The 15,344-nt window shown below is 57.4% G+C and carries 18 protein-coding genes; 8 read left to right on the forward strand and 10 right to left on the reverse strand.

Annotation, left to right across the window (positions count from 1 at the left end; translation table 11 throughout):
* Window positions 1–63: 63 nt before the first annotated feature.
* Together CU100_RS08690 and CU100_RS08695 are read left to right on the forward strand one after the other, a co-directional pair.
* Window positions 64–831: an SDR family NAD(P)-dependent oxidoreductase gene (locus CU100_RS08690; protein ID WP_106716204.1), complete on the forward strand. Its 768-nt coding sequence runs from the start codon at window positions 64–66 to the stop codon at window positions 829–831.
* Window positions 832–931: 100 nt separating this feature from the next.
* Window positions 932–1,258 carry a DUF1330 domain-containing protein gene (locus CU100_RS08695; protein ID WP_106716205.1) on the forward strand — a complete coding sequence of 109 codons (327 nt, stop codon included), beginning with the start codon at window positions 932–934 and terminating at the stop codon, window positions 1,256–1,258.
* A 106-nt stretch (window positions 1,259–1,364) separates the two neighbouring features.
* Here the strand turns inward: CU100_RS08695 and CU100_RS08700 are convergent, their stop codons facing one another.
* The gene (locus CU100_RS08700) at window positions 1,365–2,780 is read right to left on the reverse strand and encodes an aminotransferase-like domain-containing protein (protein WP_106716206.1); all 1,416 of its coding nucleotides are present in this window, start codon (window positions 2,778–2,780) and stop codon (window positions 1,365–1,367) included.
* Window positions 2,781–2,874: 94 nt separating this feature from the next.
* On the opposite strand from CU100_RS08700, the gene CU100_RS27065 reads away from it, so the two are divergent.
* Window positions 2,875–3,108, forward strand: coding sequence for a DUF1127 domain-containing protein (locus CU100_RS27065; protein WP_210204082.1), 234 nt, complete (start codon window positions 2,875–2,877; stop codon window positions 3,106–3,108).
* A 28-nt stretch (window positions 3,109–3,136) separates the two neighbouring features.
* On the opposite strand, the gene CU100_RS08710 is transcribed toward CU100_RS27065, so the two are convergent.
* From CU100_RS08710 to CU100_RS08725, 4 genes are all read right to left on the reverse strand, one after another.
* Window positions 3,137–3,553 carry a hypothetical protein gene (locus tag CU100_RS08710; protein ID WP_106716207.1) on the reverse strand — a complete coding sequence of 139 codons (417 nt, stop codon included), beginning with the start codon at window positions 3,551–3,553 and terminating at the stop codon, window positions 3,137–3,139.
* A gap of 67 nt (window positions 3,554–3,620) precedes the next feature.
* Window positions 3,621–4,280 carry a glutathione S-transferase family protein gene (locus CU100_RS08715; protein WP_106716208.1) on the reverse strand — a complete coding sequence of 220 codons (660 nt, stop codon included), beginning with the start codon at window positions 4,278–4,280 and terminating at the stop codon, window positions 3,621–3,623.
* A 220-nt stretch (window positions 4,281–4,500) separates the two neighbouring features.
* Entirely contained in the window at window positions 4,501–5,049 is a 549-nt protein-coding gene (locus tag CU100_RS08720) for an RBBP9/YdeN family alpha/beta hydrolase (RefSeq protein WP_106716209.1), read from the reverse strand.
* A gap of 180 nt (window positions 5,050–5,229) precedes the next feature.
* Complete coding sequence (locus CU100_RS08725) at window positions 5,230–5,580, reverse strand: CAP-Gly domain protein (RefSeq protein ID WP_106716210.1); 351 nt, start codon at window positions 5,578–5,580, stop codon at window positions 5,230–5,232.
* Between the two features lie 307 nt (window positions 5,581–5,887).
* Here CU100_RS08725 and CU100_RS08730 point away from each other — a divergent pair, with 307 nt between their 5' ends.
* Window positions 5,888–6,778 (forward strand): VOC family protein, encoded by an 891-nt coding sequence (locus tag CU100_RS08730; protein WP_106717179.1) that lies wholly within the window; start codon window positions 5,888–5,890, stop codon window positions 6,776–6,778.
* 411 nt (window positions 6,779–7,189) lie between these two features.
* Here the strand turns inward: CU100_RS08730 and purB are convergent, their stop codons facing one another.
* The 5 genes from purB to CU100_RS08755 form a co-directional block, all read right to left on the reverse strand.
* Window positions 7,190–8,506 carry an adenylosuccinate lyase gene (gene purB, locus CU100_RS08735; RefSeq protein ID WP_106716211.1) on the reverse strand — a complete coding sequence of 439 codons (1,317 nt, stop codon included), beginning with the start codon at window positions 8,504–8,506 and terminating at the stop codon, window positions 7,190–7,192.
* Between the two features lie 94 nt (window positions 8,507–8,600).
* Complete coding sequence (locus CU100_RS08740; protein WP_245418972.1) at window positions 8,601–9,332, reverse strand: DUF2259 domain-containing protein; 732 nt, start codon at window positions 9,330–9,332, stop codon at window positions 8,601–8,603.
* Window positions 9,329–10,003: a ribulose-phosphate 3-epimerase gene (rpe, locus tag CU100_RS08745; protein WP_106716212.1), complete on the reverse strand. Its 675-nt coding sequence runs from the start codon at window positions 10,001–10,003 to the stop codon at window positions 9,329–9,331. Before rpe ends, CU100_RS08740 begins: the two co-directional genes overlap by 4 nt.
* A gap of 69 nt (window positions 10,004–10,072) precedes the next feature.
* Complete coding sequence (locus tag CU100_RS08750) at window positions 10,073–11,077, reverse strand: P1 family peptidase (protein ID WP_106716213.1); 1,005 nt, start codon at window positions 11,075–11,077, stop codon at window positions 10,073–10,075.
* On the reverse strand, window positions 11,077–12,153 hold the full coding sequence (locus tag CU100_RS08755) for a branched-chain amino acid ABC transporter substrate-binding protein (protein WP_106717181.1): 1,077 nt from the start codon (window positions 12,151–12,153) through the stop codon (window positions 11,077–11,079). Before CU100_RS08755 ends, CU100_RS08750 begins: the two co-directional genes overlap by 1 nt.
* 222 nt (window positions 12,154–12,375) lie before the next feature.
* On the opposite strand from CU100_RS08755, the gene CU100_RS08760 reads away from it, so the two are divergent.
* Genes CU100_RS08760 through CU100_RS08775 form a run of 4 tightly spaced genes read left to right on the forward strand, consistent with a single transcriptional unit; the run spans window position 12,376 to window position 15,344 of the window.
* On the forward strand, window positions 12,376–12,831 hold the full coding sequence (locus CU100_RS08760) for a flavin reductase (RefSeq protein ID WP_106717182.1): 456 nt from the start codon (window positions 12,376–12,378) through the stop codon (window positions 12,829–12,831).
* Window positions 12,832–12,847: 16 nt separating this feature from the next.
* The gene (locus tag CU100_RS08765) at window positions 12,848–13,759 is read left to right on the forward strand and encodes an AAA family ATPase (protein WP_106716214.1); all 912 of its coding nucleotides are present in this window, start codon (window positions 12,848–12,850) and stop codon (window positions 13,757–13,759) included.
* Window position 13,760: 1 nt separating this feature from the next.
* Window positions 13,761–14,990, forward strand: coding sequence for a vWA domain-containing protein (locus CU100_RS08770; protein ID WP_106716215.1), 1,230 nt, complete (start codon window positions 13,761–13,763; stop codon window positions 14,988–14,990).
* 21 nt (window positions 14,991–15,011) lie between these two features.
* A complete protein-coding gene (locus CU100_RS08775) occupies window positions 15,012–15,344 on the forward strand; it encodes an XdhC family protein (protein ID WP_106716216.1) in 333 nt (110 codons plus the stop codon).

Consider the following 15,344-nt stretch of genomic DNA (forward strand, 5'->3'; position numbering starts at 1 on the left):
CCGGGCCGTTCACGAAGCGTAACGTTGCACGCAAAGCGGCAAAAGGTTCAAGGGGGAACACAGATGACGGGCAGACTGGCGGGCAAGGTTGCCATCGTTTCCGGCGGCGCAACCGGCATGGGCGGAGCCGCATCGAAACTTTTCGCTGCCGAGGGCGCGAAAGTCGCGATCATTGATCGCAACGAGCAAGCGGCAGCGGCCACAGCGTCGGAGATTACCGCGGAGGGCGGCACTGCCAGCTATTTCGTCGCCGACGTTTCGGATGAAGCACAGGTGCAGAAGGCCGTCGCGGATATTGCCGCGAAGTATGGCAACGTGACGGTCCTCTTCAATCACGCGGGCACCATCGTCATAAAACCATTCCTGGAAACGACGGTCGATGAATGGGATTGGCTGCACGCAGTAAATGTGCGCTCCATGTTCCTGATGACCCGTGCCGTCATCCCGCTCATGCTTGATGCAGGCGGCGGTTCAATTGTCTGCACCTCGTCCATTTCGGCCGTGGCGGCAACGCCGATGGAGGTTCTTTACGATACCACCAAGGGTGCGTGCCACATGTTCGCGCGCGCCATCGCCGTTGAGTTCCGCGACAGGAACATAAGGTGCAATGCCGTCTGTCCCGGCTTCATCCGCACGCCGCACGGCGTGCGTGAGGTGGATGAATTGCAAAAGCAAGGCGTGGATGTTTCGGATGAGGCGATAAGCGCGACGCAGGGGCGCATCGGCGAGCCGGAAGAGGTGGCGCGTGCCGCGCTTTTCCTTGCCAGCGACGAGGCGAGCTTCATCACCGGCACGCACCTGTTTGTCGATAATGGATTTACAGCGATCTAGGTTCAATAGAGTTCACTGGAACTTGCAATTTTCCCGTGCAAGACTGGTCTCGGGTCACCGGACGCTATGGGCTTTGAAAGCCCGGCATAGGAGGAATGCAATGACGGTTTTCCTGATCGCGGAAGTTAAAATCACCGATGACAAATGGGTGCCGGAATATGCAGCTGTCGTGCATGATATCGCGGCGAAACATGGCGGCAAATATCTTTCACGCAGCGGCAATATCCAGGTGATCGAAGGCCAGCCGCTGGAGACGACGCTCATCGCTCTTTTGCAGTTTCCCGATGAACGTGCGGCGATGGCTTTCGTGAACGATCCGGAATACGCCCCCTATGGCAAGTCGCGACAGGAGGGTAGCGAGAGCCGTTTTCAGCTCATCGACGATACCGATATCGCCGGAACGATCCCGTATTTGGGCAAGGGGTAAAGGATAGAACGCCGGCGTAGTTCGAGCCGTCAGCGCAAGCAATGTGACCACGCACATGACATTGACCTCAAGTGCGGGTTCAACCTCGTTTGCCAATTAACCTATCTCAAGAATAAGTGTCATAACTCGCGTTGTCGGTTTCCATCAGCCTGCGCAAGATGCTGAATCCCTGTATTACCTCGTCGCGCGTTTCCGGCACGGTCAAGCCGAATCGCACCCGGTGAAACACCTTTTCCGTGCGGCCGGGCTTGAACTCGTCCTCATCGTCCACCAGGACGCCTTCGTTCAGCGCAGCGCTCTTGAACGTGCCGGAGAGCCATGGATCAGGCAGTTTCATCCACAGGAAGGGCGAAAGCGGCTGTGAGGAGAATTCCATGCCGGTGAAAATCGAGCGGGCAATCGCCTCGCGCGCTTTTATTTCGGTGCGCACCCTGGCGCGAATGGCATCGGCCTCACCTGAGTTTACCAATCGCGCACCAAGCTCCGCCATGATGAATGGCATCCCGCCGGTGACCATCTTGTGCGCCGTGTGAACTCGCGCTGCGAGATGCTGGGGGCAGGCGACCCAGCCGCCGCGTACGCCCGCAGCCACGGATTTCGACAGGCCGCCAATATTGAAGGTCCGTTCCGGCGCGAGTTCGGCGATCTTGACGTGATCATGCCCCATCACGGAGCCGTAGATCTCGTCCTCGATGATCCAGACATTGTGCCGACGAGCAATCTCGACGATCGCCCGGCGATGTTCTTCCGGCATGGTCGTTGCGGTCGGGTTGTGCAGCGAGGGCATGAGAAATACCAGTTTTGGATGCTGCTGGGCGCAGAGCCGTTCGAAATCATCCGGCGTCGCACTGCCATTGTCCGTGTGAAGGATAATGCTGCGCCGCCCCATCAGATTGACGCTGCGGGCGGCAGAACAATAGGTCAGGTCTTCAAAGGCGACCCTGTCGCCGGGAACCGTGATGGCTGCAATGACAGCAAGGATGGCCGAATGGGCGCCGAGTGTCGGCACGACGCATGCGGGTTCGGGTGTCCAGCCTGCGCCGGACAACCATCTGCTGCCTGCTTGCTGCCAGGATGCGGGCAGGGTGCGCGAATAACTCGACATCTCTCGCGGAAATTGACTGGTGATCTCCGCCAGCAACTTTTCCATTGCCACCGATTGGCCGACCTCGACCGCCGCCGTGGAATCCATGCGGATGCGACCGGGCTGGACGACGGCGCTGCGCGTGCCGCCAAATGGCTCCGTATGCAGCGGCGCCTGAACCAGCGAAGCGTCCTTGTGATCGGTCACATATGTTCCACGTCCGACTTCGCCGCTGACCAGCCCGCGCTCGCGGATGAGATTGTAAGCGCGGCCGACCGTGCCAATTGTCACGCCGATATCGAAAGCCAGATTGCGCTGCGGCGGCAGTTTGGTGCCGGGCGTCAGTATGCCCTCGGCGATATCGTTCTCGATGCGCTCGGCCAGCCGCAGGTAAAGCGGACCCTTGCCCTGTTCAAGATTTGGCAACCAATTTGTCATGGTTACAATTATAGTATTGCGGTTTCAATTGAGTCAATACATGAACAATCCTATGCAAATTTGAGCCGATCAGAACTGCATGAGGACCAATTAAATGGGTACAATTGATACAATCGAAGTGGAATGCCCAGCTGACGGCCGGGAGCTTGGTGCAGGACAAGGCAGGTTGTTACGAAAAATTTCCGCTGCGTTCATGTGGTTTGGCAAGGCGATGTTGAAGCGCCGGACGCGCATGCATCTGAGCGAACTCAGCAATGATTTGCTGGACGATATCGGGGTTGACCCGTCCGCTGCGCGCCGTGAGGTCAAGCGCTTCTTCTGGGACTAGCCAAGAACGCGCTTTCTTCTGGCTGAATTTAACCGCTGGCGCCACAGGACGTTTGGCCGTCGGCCCACCTGCGCACGTCGCTGGCGATCCGGTTGCCGGACGAATTGCTCATAAGCGGGCCAAATGCCTCTACCTTCGCCGGGGTGCCTTCTGCGTGGACGACCAGAAGCGGGCGTCCGCCAGGATTGCTTGCCGGAACGACCAGGATGCGCGGGCGTCCCGAAAAGGAATTGAGCTCAGGCGCGAGACGATATGGCTTGAAGCTCTTGTCTCCCGATTTGAACCAGCAATTATTGGCGGCGATCGCCACGCGTTCCATTGTCGGCAGGGCTGCCTTCTCCGATGCGAAAGCCAGCGATCCGGGACCGGGTTTACTCTTCGTCTGACAACCGGCAAGGACGCCGAGCGAAATTATTACGGCGATTGCGATCGTCGACGTCTTCATGCGTATTTCTCCGGTTTGACAGCGGTGTCGATATCCACGCCGTGGCGTGAATATCGACCCTTGGGGTTCAGGCGGACTCTAGTTCACCCTGGAATATTTTGAGGCCGTCGGTCATTTCGTACCAGACCAGCGATAGCACCGGATCCTGAACAATAAGTTGCTGGAGGGCATCGAATTTCGGATATGCATCGAGCAGGTCTTCCCGGCCAGACACAATCCGGAAATTATTGAAGACAAAGCGTGTAGGCGTCAGCCATGCGTCAGCCAGCGTCATCTGCTCGCCCAACGCGTAGGGACCATTGCCGATGCGCTTTTCGATTTCGGTCAGGCCGATCTCCATCTGCTTGAACAACTTGCTGATACGCGCATCGTCCTTCGATTTGAGGTAAAACAACTCAAACAATTCCATCACCGGCGCCAGCACCTCCAGTTCGGCGGTGCGAGCCGTCATGCGCACGATGGCGCGGTCTCGGGAATCCGCCGGGAGCAGCGATGGTTCAGGGAAATGCTCTTCGAGATATTCAGCGATGACCGACGCTTCGATAATGGTGAGGCCCGAACCGGTGATCAGCACGGGAATGCGATTGAAAGGCGAAACAGCGCGAAATTCTTCAGGGATCGGAAAACCCGGCGGCGGCGCGACGATCTTGATGGGAGCCTGCTTGTAGTAGGCTATGCAGCGGATGATGGAGGAATAGGGGGAGAGCGGCCGCGAGTAGAGTTTCATATCTTCTTCCTCCATTAAGCGCAGTTTTCTGTCCGCAGACACTGCTTCGGTCGAGCCTATAGCAATGCCCGCAGAGATCAAGGAAGCATCTCTTCGGGTTCGATGCGGCAATCTTGACGCTGTTTAAATTCACGTTGCGACGAGCGAAGATGGCGCGTTTCGCGCAACGGAGCGAAACGTATCTCAAGCTGCTTGAGTACTGTGGTGGTCGGATAATTCGCTAGAGTCTCGACAGGAACTGCGCGAAGACCATCGAGCCTTCCGGCCATGGCCCATGACCGGATTCCGAATTCAGATGGCCGCTGTCCCCGGCGTCCACGATCATCGAGCCCCATGATGCGGCGAGTTCATCGGCGACGTCGTAGGAACAATAGTGATCGTTGCGGCTCGCGACGACGATGGACGGGAAGGTAAAGGGATCCAGCGGGTAGGGTCCAAAGGTCATCAGGTGCTTGGGCCGAATCTTCGGGTTGGAAACATCCGGCGGCGTCACCAGGAAGGCGCCTTTGACCTTGGCCCCAACCTCGGGGATCGCGTGAATGAACGTCGGCACCCCAAGCGAATGCGCCACCACGACAACAGGGCGCGTTGCCGCGTCGATGGATTTGACAACCTCGGCCACCCAGTCCTCGCGCACGGGTTTGGTCCATTCCGCCTGTTCCACGCGGCGGGCGGTGGAAAGCTTGCTTTCCCAACGGCTTTGCCAATGGTCGGGGCCGGAATTCGTATAGCCGGGGATGATGAGAATATCGGCGTCTTTGACTTTCATGGGCCGTACTTAGGAAAATTGGAGCCGGTTCGCAATATGGCGAAGCCCGGAAGCAACAGCGCCATCCAAAACGTCTCCAGTTTGGTCAAGGCTTCAATCCGTCGTTGACGCATCCGCTGAATTTTCGACCGGGCGCGAACAATGATCAAATTCGCAACGTGCCTCGACCGATCCGGGACCTCAGACGTTCTCCTTCTTTTTTACCGGAGTTTTCTTCGCCGGTTCGTCGCCATCGTCCGGTTTGGGTGTCAAAAGCTTTCGCAGTTCGCCGATCTTGTCTTTTACCAGTGGACGAAAGCGCGAGGCACGATATGGCATGTCGGCGGCGCCGTAACCCTCGGGTCCGTCATCATTGCCGCGATGAATCTCCTCGACTTTGATGCCGACGAATTCGCCATCGACATAGTGCTGGTACATGCCGACCCAGCGCACGGTATAGATTTGGCCTTTTCGGATGATTTGATCGATGCTGACATTCTTGAATTTGTCGTCGATACAAACGACCTTCTGACCGACATGGAAGTCGTTCATAGCATTATCCTCGCCGCATGAGACTGGCACACATTCAGGGCCCAAGTGAGCCCGCAATTGCCGGGGAGTCAACGACAATTGCCGATGCTACCATTCGATATCAGATCGTAAACCCACAAATCTGGGGAAAATGAGTCGAACTCTGGCGCGCACGTTCGCAACTCATCCAGCCGGAAGAAGTAAACAATTTCGCTCGGCGGGTTCACTTTTTGTGAACAAGCTGTTCGCTGCTACCGGACTTGCGCCGCGTGTGGATAAGGCCGACCTTATGCACCAACGAAGCTGATGTTTTGCGAGAGGTATGCGCATGAAACTTACACGCCGTGATGTGGTAGGTGGCGCAGCGGCCTTGGCTGTAACGGCGGGAGCGGCCCGCTCGGAGATCAAGATGGACAAGATATCTTTTGCTGCGACGGCGCCGACCCACGTTTCAAAGGTTGGGATCAAGGCCAGGGACGCCGACAGCTTGTCAAAATATTATGAAACTGTCGTCGGCCTCCGCGAGATTTCCCGCAAGGGCCAAACGATCGTCCTCGGTGCGGGTGAAACGCCGCTGCTCGAGATCGAACAGGCGCCGGCCGTCCGCGCGGACGATCCGCATAGTGCCGGTCTTTACCATACGGCTTTTCTGCTGCCGGCGCGTGCCGATCTTGCCCGATGGGCCAGACGCGCGATCGACAATCGCACGCCTATAGTTGGCGCTTCTGACCATCTGGTCAGCGAGGCGATCTATCTGACCGACCCGGAAGGCAATGGTGTCGAGATCTATGCCGACCGCCCGCACGAGAACTGGAAATGGAACGGCTCCTCCGTGCAGATGGGTACCGAGGCGCTGGATGTCGCCAGCCTTCTTTCCGAGGCCGGCAATGAGCTGCCTTTCGACATGGCGCCGGATGGCGCGATGGTAGGCCACCTCCACTTGCGTGTCGGTAGTGCCAAGGAAGCCGAGAGCTGGTGGCAGAACGAGCTTGGGTTGCAGACTGTTGCAGGCTTCGGCGGCAGCGCGGTGTTCATGTCAACCGGTGGTTACCACCATCACGTTGCTGCCAATTCCTGGCAGAGCCGTGGAGCGGGCCGCCGCGACAATGACCGGTCGGGACTAGCTTGGGCGGAGTTCAGTTCGGCAGACACGAAGCACGAGCGCGAGATCGTCGACCCGTGGGGCAATGTCATTCGTATCGTGCCCTTGAAGGGTTAGTACCCGCTTACCCAAGCCGGTTTACCATCCCTCCGCCACCCTCGGGCTTGACCCGAGGAGCCACGGCCGAGCATAGCTCGTTAGGCTGCCTCGCCACCTGGATAACGGGATCAAAGTTCCTCGGGTCAATCCCGACGATGACGGAGAGGTAGGTAAGCGGAGGAGAAAACGAGTGCTCCGTACCCGCTGTTACTTCATCGAAGCCAGGTGCAAAATCGCCCGAAAATTTATCGAACGTTCGCTCGATCTGGGGAACAGATTTACGCGAGCAGCCTGTTTGCCGTTTCACATGGGTTGATGGCTCCCGGGATCACGAACCACGCCGCTTTGGATGCCTCTCACGCAAGAATTTGTAGTTCTTGCGCGAGAATCCCGAAATTTGGCGGCGGAAAATCAACCCCAAGCTTCAATTCAGTTGTTGCCAGTTGAGCCGAACACGCGTTTGAAGATCGTATCGACATGTTTGGTGTGATAGCCAAGGTCGAACTTCTCACGGATCGTCGCTTCGGGCAGGGCGGCGCGCACATCGGCGTCGGCGAGCAGTTCTTCGAGGAAATCTGCCCCGTGTTCCCAAACCTTCATCGCATTGCGTTGGACCAGGCGGTAGGAGTCCTCTCGGGAGACGCCAGCTTGTGTCAGCGCCAAAAGGACGCGCTGCGAATGAATCAGCCCGCGAAACTTGTTCATGTTTTTCAACATGTTATCCGGGTATACCAACAACTTTTCGATGACGCCGACCATGCGAGCCAAGGCAAAATCGAGCGTAATCGTTGCGTCAGGACCGATCATGCGCTCGACTGACGAGTGTGAAATATCGCGTTCATGCCACAGTGCGACGTTTTCCATCGCCGGCAGCGCGAAGGCGCGAACCATGCGTGCGAGGCCAGTCATGTTCTCCGTCAGCACCGGGTTGCGCTTGTGCGGCATGGCGGACGAGCCTTTCTGGCCCGGCGAAAAATACTCTTCCACCTCCAGAACCTCGGTGCGCTGCAAGTGACGGATCTCGACAGAGAGCCGCTCCACTGACGAAGCAATAACGCCCAAGGTTGCAAAATACATGGCGTGACGATCGCGCGGGATCACCTGCGTCGACACTGGTTCTGCCTGCATTCCCAATGCTTTGGCGACATGTTCTTCCACGCGTGGATCGATATTGGCGAAGGTGCCAACGGCGCCGGATATGGCGCACGTTGCAATCTCCGCGCGTGCTGCGACGAGGCGATTGCGGCAGCGTTCGAACTCCGCATAGGCTTGGGCCAGCTTGACGCCGAACGTGGTCGGCTCGGCGTGAATGCCATGGCTGCGGCCGATCGTGACCGTCTCCTTGTGCTCGAAAGCCCGCTTCTTCAGGGCTTTCAGGAGCCTTTCGAGATCGGCGAGAAGGATATCGCTCGCCCTCATCAATTGCACATTGAAGCAGGTGTCTAGCACGTCCGACGAGGTCATCCCCTGATGGACAAAACGTGCATCCGGACCGACGATTTCGGCTAAATGTGTAAGAAAAGCAATGACATCGTGCTTTGTCTCGCGCTCGATCTCATCGATGCGATCAATATCGAAAGTGGCGGCGGCGCCCTTTTCCCATATGGTTTTGGCCGCTTCCTTCGGAATGACACCGAGTTCCGCCAAGGCGTCGCAGGCATGCGCCTCGATTTCGAACCAAATGCGGAATTTCGTCTCCGGAGACCAGATAGCGACCATTTCTGGGCGCGAATAGCGCGGGATCATGTGTTTTCCTGTCCTTTTAGGCTTCAGTGGCGGTCTATCAGAGCAAAGCCATTCACTCAACGCACCTTTTGGCTCTCTTTCTCCGCGGGTATGGCTATCTTTGCTTTGTAACCGCCAGCCAGCGATAGTCGGGGCCTTCAAAACCTTGGCCGCGTACAGCAATCAACACTGCTATTACTGGCTTTCCTGCCTCCGGATAAAGGGTCTGGACAGCACCGATACTATAGCCCAAAGGACAGCCGCGACTTGTCGGGACGGTCGTGTCTTCATGGAGAAGTACAGGCTGGGCGTCCGGCTTTGCTTCGACGAGGGTCAGCCGGAAGCCTTTGATTTCACCGATGTTTTTGCAGCTTTCGCTTGGCGGGACCGCAATCTCTTCAAGCTGAAGGTTCACTGGCGGATCAATCGCGGGAAAGACGAATCGCGGGTTGACCGTCACCTTGAACGGGTCGGCGGATTGTTCCGTGACCGGGTTTGACGCGACCATATCGCCGGCATTTGCCCGCAGCTCCTCGTCTGCGAGTGATGTCACGCCTTGAGCATCGCGCCCCGCTTTGTCGCGGGCGTCTTCCACTGAAGCGTTTTCATCATCGAGCCTGATCCTGACAGGAGTTTTGGCCAGATATTTGTCGGTTGCCGTGTCGATATAAAACCGGTTGGCATATGGGAAGCCGGAGCCGTCCTGGACTCCATACTCCTCGAACGCGAACACGCTGCCATCCTTGGAAAAGCCAATGATATCAAGTCTGGCGGCGTCTCCAGCGGACGCAACCGCCGGAAAAAACGCGATGAACGTGGCAAGAAGGGTGCGGCGTATTTTCATCATGATCCCTTCTGGATTGAACTGCGGATCAAGTCGATATTGGCTTTGTAGGCAGCTTCCGTCCCGCCCTTGTAAACGGCCGAACCGGCTACCAGGGCATTCGCCCCGGCGGCTACGGCCAATGGCGCCGTTTCTGCCGTGATACCTCCATCGACCTCGAGATCGATCGGTCTGTCGCCGATCATGGCCTTGATATTCTTTATCTTTTTCAAGCTTTCTTCGATGAATTTCTGTCCGCCGAAACCAGGGTTAACGGTCATGACGAGCACGAGGTCAACGTCGTTCAACACATATTCGATAGCCGATTCCGGCGTGGCGGGATTGATGGCGACGCCGGACTTCTTGCCGAGTGTCCGAATGGCCTGGAGCGAGCGGTGCAGGTGCGGTCCGGCTTCTGCGTGGATCGTAATGATGTCCGCACCTGCCTTGGCGAAAGCCTCAAGATAGGGATCGCACGGCGAAATCATCAAATGCGTGTCGAAAACCGCGTCCGTCAGCGGCCGGATGGATCTTACAACTTCCGGACCAAACGTGATGTTGGGGACAAAATGCCCGTCCATCACATCGATGTGGATCCAGTCTGCTCCTGCCTGCAACACCGCGTTTACTTCCGAGCCAAGCTTTGAGAAGTCGGAGGCCAGGATGGAAGGGGAAATGACGAGCGGTCTGCTCATATACTGTCTCCGGTAGAAAGTTGTAGGCGCCGGTTATCATGCGCGCCAGTATCGCACAATGGAAACTGTTCAGCGGAGCGAACTCCAGACCGGGACAGCATCATTGTCAGCGGGCGCGGCGGCATGGACACCTCGTGCAACGGCGCGCGCCATCGTGGAGGCAGCCGTGGCGCAAAGGTCAATAAATTCAGTCAGTTCAGGGACTTTGCCGCTAGAGCCAGTCGCGATAGCGAAAACGAGGTCGCCGTCAAAGGGCGTGTGCGCGGGCCAGATCGCCCGGGCGTAACCATCGTGAGCGGCGATCGCGAGGCGCTTCGTCTGAGCCTTGGTGAGTATCAGGTCAGTCGCGATAACCCCGATGGTCGTGTTGGCGTCACGCTCTGGATCGCTGAATTTCGTCTTCACCTTAACGGCATCGTGGGGGAGAGGCTGCGGTAGACCAAGCCCGCCGAACTCATCGCCGATTTCAAAGGGTGCAGCCCAGAAATGCCGGCTTTGTCCAACCGTTACCATGCCGAGAGCATTAACTGCGACGAGTGCGCCGATGATCGCTCCACTTTGCAGCAAGGCCGAAGCGGAGCCGAGCCCTCCCTTCAGTCCATTGACAGTCGCGCCTGTACCAGCACCCGCCGTTCCAAGGCTGAAATCGCTCGATGCCGAATGCGCGGCTTCATAGCCAAGCTCACGATAGGGCGGATAGCGGCCCCAATTCTTGTCGCCGCCGTTCAGCATGTCGAAGAGAACGGCCCCTGGAACGATCGGTATCCGCTGTGTTCCAACCGCAAAACCGACGCCCATTTCCCGAAGTGCGGCCTGGACGCCAGACCCTGAATCCAGGCCGAACGCCGATCCACCCGACAATACCAGCGCGTTGATCGCTTCGACCGTGTTGTGGGGCTCAAGAAGGTCCGTTTCGCGCGTACCTGGCGCGCCGCCCAGAACCTGGACTGCTGCGGTTGCCGGATTTTCGCATAAAATGACGGTACAGCCGGACTTGAGTTTGCTGTCGGAAGCGTTTCCTATGCTGACTCCCGGGACATCGGTTATGAGATTGCGCGGGCCCGCCTTCACCATCAGTTGGTCTCCAGAACGAACTGCTTTCCGTCAAATTTCTGCAAGCGATAGGTATCGGCGATGCGCTGGCCTCTAGCATCGAACTGGATCGTGCCGAGTGCGCTTTCGAAGACATTCTTGCGAAGAACATCTTCCAGGGTTCCGGCTTGCGATTGCGCGCTTGCCAGCGCTTGCATGGCTACTTCGATCGCAGCATAAGCCGGTATCGTATAGCCTTCAGGAACCTTTCCGGCCAATTCGATTGCATTACGGGCATTGCGTGCGCTTTCTAGCGTCTGCGGCTCGCGTGGCGCTATCATCAATGTGCCCACGACAAGCTCGTCTCCTGCGGCGGCAAGAGCCTCGCCGCTGGCAATGACAAGGGGATAGTTTAGCGCGATGGCGCTGCGGCCGATGGCTGCAACATCGTCCCGCTCGCCGCCGACAAAGACCTGTGTGGCGCCTGCACGCCTCAGACGACCGACCAAAGCATTTTGATTGTCGAGCCCGGGACGATAAGTGTCGGCGAAGACCGGCTTCAGGCCTTTTTCCTCGAGACGTGCCCGCACGCCTGCCGCAAGCTCACGTCCGAAAATTGTGCCATCATCGATGATGGCGAAAGGCTGCGTACGCCAGAGCCCCGCGAGGATATCGCCGGTTTCATTGGCTTCGTTGCGATCAGACGGCGCGATCCTGAAGACAGCATAAGCTTGATCGGCGCGCAGTTCTGCCAGTGTTTGCGACCGTATCGCAGGCGTGATGACCGGGATGCCCTTCTGGTTGAGGATGGGCAGAGCTGCCTCAAGGGATTCAGCACAGAGAAAGCCAACGACAAGCAGGACGTTCGCCTGGACCAACTGCTTGGCCGCCGCCTCGCCGCCTGCAGCATTGCATTGATCATCAGCTGATGTGATCGACACCTGGCCATTGGCGTTGTTCGTAGCAGCCGCGATCGTGGCGCCGTCGACCACCTGGTTTCCCAGGCGCGCAAAGGGACCTGAAAGCGGCGCGATAACACCGATGCCGTCGTTGGCATGTGCGACACTTGCAACAGCGATGCAAAGGACAGATGTGGCGGCGTGGAGGATGGGGTTCATTGCGATGCTGCCGTTTCCTTCTAATCGTGCGAGTTGCACGTTTTCGGTAGCCGTTTCCTTCATTCTGCGCAATCTCGCGCTATATAAAGGAAGTTACCGGAAATTGTCATCTGCCCCTATGGTTGAGACTAATGTTGCGATAGTGATGGTTCGGACAATGGAAATAGAATTGTGCTAATTGCCAAAGATCAGAAGATAGAGCCGCTCGCATTTCGCAATGCCATGAGTCATTTTGCAGAGGCGGTTCATATCCTTACCACCGATGGTCCCGCAGGCCGCCGCGGCGTCACAATTTCGGCAGTATGTTCAGTTTCGGACAACCCGGCCACCATGCTCGTGTGCCTCAATCGCAACCATGAGTTCAATCATCTGTTCATCGAAAACGGGGTTTTTGCTCTCAATACGCTATCTTTCCAGCAGCAGGCGCTTTCGGAGGCCTTTTCCGGCAAGGGAGAACTGGCACAGGAGGACAGGTTTGCGCTTGGCGACTGGCATACACTACAAACCGGCGCCCCTGTGCTCACCAACGCGCTGGCCAGCTTCGATTGTCGCATCATCGCATCACACGAGGTGGCTACGCACTACGTAATTTATGGCAAAGTGAGCGCTATAAACTTCGGTGATCGGGGCCGCTCATTGATCTACCTCAACCGCTCCTATCATGGTGCAGGGGATTAGCCCAACGGGAGACAGCATGGCCGAAGTGCCGCAATCGATCGAAGAAACCCTGGCCTTGCTCGAAGCGGGGGATTACGTCGCGGATCGGGCGCTGGCGACGGTCCTTTTTCTCAGTTTGCGAATGAAGAAACCGCTGTTTCTGGAAGGCGAGGCGGGTGTCGGCAAGACCGAAATCGCAAAAGTCCTTGCGGCAACGCTGGATCGGCCGATGATACGCTTGCAATGCTACGAGGGGCTCGACGTTTCCTCGGCCGTCTACGAATGGAACTATGCAGCGCAGATGATCGAGATACGTCTGGACGAGGCGAGCGGCAAGGTTGATAAAAAAGCCATCGAACGCAATGTTTTTTCGGAGAAATTTCTTATTCGCAGGCCTGTCTTGCAAGCGTTGTCGGGCACGCAAGGCAAAGCACCGGTATTTCTGATCGATGAACTCGACCGGACCGATGAAGCCTTCGAGGCGTTCCTGCTTGAAGTTCTGTCAGATTATCAGGTGACGATCCCGGAACTTGGCACTATTCGAGCGGCCGAACCGCCCGTTGTTATCATAACGGCTAATCGTACGCGTGAGATTCACGACGCTTTGAAGCGCCGGTGTCTCTACCACTGGGTGGACTACCCCTCTGCTGAGCGGGAGCTTGAGATCGTCCGCCGCAAAGTTCCGGCAGCCAATGAAAGGCTATCGGACGAAATCGTCCGATATGTGCAGAAATTGCGGGATATGGATCTGTTCAAGCTGCCGGGAGTGGCTGAAACGATAGATTGGGCCGCAGCTTTGACCGAGATGGACAAGCTGGCGCTCGATCCGGAGACGGTTTCCGATACGATCGGCGTTCTGCTCAAATATCAGGACGACATCGCCAGGATTTCCAGCGGGGAAGGGCGGCGTATACTTGATGAAGTCAAGTCGGAACTGAATATGGCGTGAGATGGAAACGTTTGCCTCATCACACGAAATCGCCCGAACGGAAAGCCGCCTCGCCGACAATATCGTCTACTTTGCCCGGACTTTGCGCAAGGCGGGTTTGCGGGTTGGCCCCTCTTCTGTCCGCGACGCGATCGAGGCGGTTTTGGCAGGCGGTATCGGCTCCCGCGACGACTTCTATTGGACCCTGCACAGCGTTCTGGTCAACCGCCACGAGGACCATGCGACGTTCGACGAGGCATTTCGGCTTTACTGGCGCTCGCGCGAATTGATCGAGAGAATGCTCGCGATGTTTTCACCCGTTGCGATGGCTCGCGAACGATCGAAGCCGAAAGCTGCCGAAGCTCGCGTTGCCGAAGCTTTTTTGAAGAGTGGTTCCCAGAGTCGGCCAGGAGAACCACCGCCCGAGATCGACGTGGACGCACGTTTCACATTCTCCGGGCAGGAGGTTTTGCGAACGAAGGACTTCGCCCAGATGTCGGCCGAAGAATTGTTTCAGGCGCGCCGCGCGATGGATGGTCTGACCCTGCCCGTCGATGAGGTCCACACGAGGCGGTTTCGAAGCGATCCCAAGGGTGCTCGCATTGATCCAAGAGCGATGATGCGCGCAAGCTTGAGGACAGGAGGCGATCTCATCTTGCCGAAATTCCGCTTGCGGCGCGATGTTCACCCGCCACTGGTCGTGCTTGCTGATATTTCCGGATCCATGAGTCAATATACCCGGATTTTCCTGCACTTCATGCATTCGATGTCGAGACGCCACCGGGTCCATTGTTTCGTCTTTGGAACCCGCCTGAGTAATATCACCAGGTCGCTTCGTTATCGCGATCCAGACGATGCGATTGCCCGTTGCGCCGGTGCTGTCCGAGACTGGTCAGGTGGCACACGTATTGGCGAAACATTGCGAGAATTCAACCGAAACTGGTCTCGCCGTGTGCTTGGACAAGGAGCGGTGGTGCTGCTCATCACTGACGGACTCGAACGCGAGGACACGACGGGCCTTGAAGCGGAGATGGAGCGACTTTCAAAATCCTGCCGCCGGCTGATCTGGCTCAATCCTCTGCTCCGGTTCGAAGGATTTGAGCCGCGTGCTCGCGGCGTAAAGGCTATGCTACCCTACGTCGACGACTTCCGTCCGGTGCACAATATGGATGCTCTGGAGGATCTATGCCTGGCGCTCGGCCGACCGCGAGTCAATGGCGACGATCCTAAGCGTTGGTTGCACCGATATTGATGTTTCTGGTATTGTTACACGATGCAAAATCCAATTGAACGAATACAGGATCCGCTACTCGTTGCCGAAAGCTGGATGGCCGAAGGTCGCGATGTGGCGATTGCCACCGTCGTGGAAACCTGGGGCTCCGCCCCGCGCCCGGTTGGTAGCCACCTTGTGATCGACGAGGCAGGTAATTTCGAGGGCTCGGTTTCGGGCGGATGCGTCGAAGGCTCTGTTATTGCCGAAGCCCTGGATGTGATCAGCCACGGCTCGCCTCGCATGCTTGAGTTTGGTGTGGCCGACGAAACGGCCTGGCAGGTAGGTCTGTCCTGTGGCGGGCGTATCAAAGTCTATGTCGAACGGCTGGGCTGA

It is taken from the genome of Phyllobacterium endophyticum (assembly GCF_003010935.1).
In the GTDB taxonomy this organism is placed as follows: domain Bacteria; phylum Pseudomonadota; class Alphaproteobacteria; order Rhizobiales; family Rhizobiaceae; genus Phyllobacterium; species Phyllobacterium endophyticum.

Excerpts from the sequence above, each read along its gene's own strand:
- CU100_RS08690 (WP_106716204.1), top strand. The coding sequence starts at position 64 with ATGACGGGCAGACTGGCGGGCAAGGTTGCCATCGTTTCCGGCGGCGCA.
- CU100_RS08695 (WP_106716205.1), top strand. The coding sequence starts at position 932 with ATGACGGTTTTCCTGATCGCGGAAGTTAAAATCACCGATGACAAATGG.
- CU100_RS08700 (WP_106716206.1), bottom strand. The coding sequence starts at position 2,780 with ATGACAAATTGGTTGCCAAATCTTGAACAGGGCAAGGGTCCGCTTTAC.
- CU100_RS27065 (WP_210204082.1), top strand. The coding sequence starts at position 2,875 with ATGGGTACAATTGATACAATCGAAGTGGAATGCCCAGCTGACGGCCGG.
- CU100_RS08710 (WP_106716207.1), bottom strand. The coding sequence starts at position 3,553 with ATGAAGACGTCGACGATCGCAATCGCCGTAATAATTTCGCTCGGCGTC.
- CU100_RS08715 (WP_106716208.1), bottom strand. The coding sequence starts at position 4,280 with ATGAAACTCTACTCGCGGCCGCTCTCCCCCTATTCCTCCATCATCCGC.
- CU100_RS08720 (WP_106716209.1), bottom strand. The coding sequence starts at position 5,049 with ATGAAAGTCAAAGACGCCGATATTCTCATCATCCCCGGCTATACGAAT.
- CU100_RS08725 (WP_106716210.1), bottom strand. The coding sequence starts at position 5,580 with ATGAACGACTTCCATGTCGGTCAGAAGGTCGTTTGTATCGACGACAAA.
- CU100_RS08730 (WP_106717179.1), top strand. The coding sequence starts at position 5,888 with ATGAAACTTACACGCCGTGATGTGGTAGGTGGCGCAGCGGCCTTGGCT.
- purB (WP_106716211.1), bottom strand. The coding sequence starts at position 8,506 with ATGATCCCGCGCTATTCGCGCCCAGAAATGGTCGCTATCTGGTCTCCG.
- CU100_RS08740 (WP_245418972.1), bottom strand. The coding sequence starts at position 9,332 with ATGATGAAAATACGCCGCACCCTTCTTGCCACGTTCATCGCGTTTTTT.
- rpe (WP_106716212.1), bottom strand. The coding sequence starts at position 10,003 with ATGAGCAGACCGCTCGTCATTTCCCCTTCCATCCTGGCCTCCGACTTC.
- CU100_RS08750 (WP_106716213.1), bottom strand. The coding sequence starts at position 11,077 with ATGGTGAAGGCGGGCCCGCGCAATCTCATAACCGATGTCCCGGGAGTC.
- CU100_RS08755 (WP_106717181.1), bottom strand. The coding sequence starts at position 12,153 with ATGAACCCCATCCTCCACGCCGCCACATCTGTCCTTTGCATCGCTGTT.
- CU100_RS08760 (WP_106717182.1), top strand. The coding sequence starts at position 12,376 with ATGAGTCATTTTGCAGAGGCGGTTCATATCCTTACCACCGATGGTCCC.
- CU100_RS08765 (WP_106716214.1), top strand. The coding sequence starts at position 12,848 with ATGGCCGAAGTGCCGCAATCGATCGAAGAAACCCTGGCCTTGCTCGAA.
- CU100_RS08770 (WP_106716215.1), top strand. The coding sequence starts at position 13,761 with ATGGAAACGTTTGCCTCATCACACGAAATCGCCCGAACGGAAAGCCGC.
- CU100_RS08775 (WP_106716216.1), top strand. The coding sequence starts at position 15,012 with ATGCAAAATCCAATTGAACGAATACAGGATCCGCTACTCGTTGCCGAA.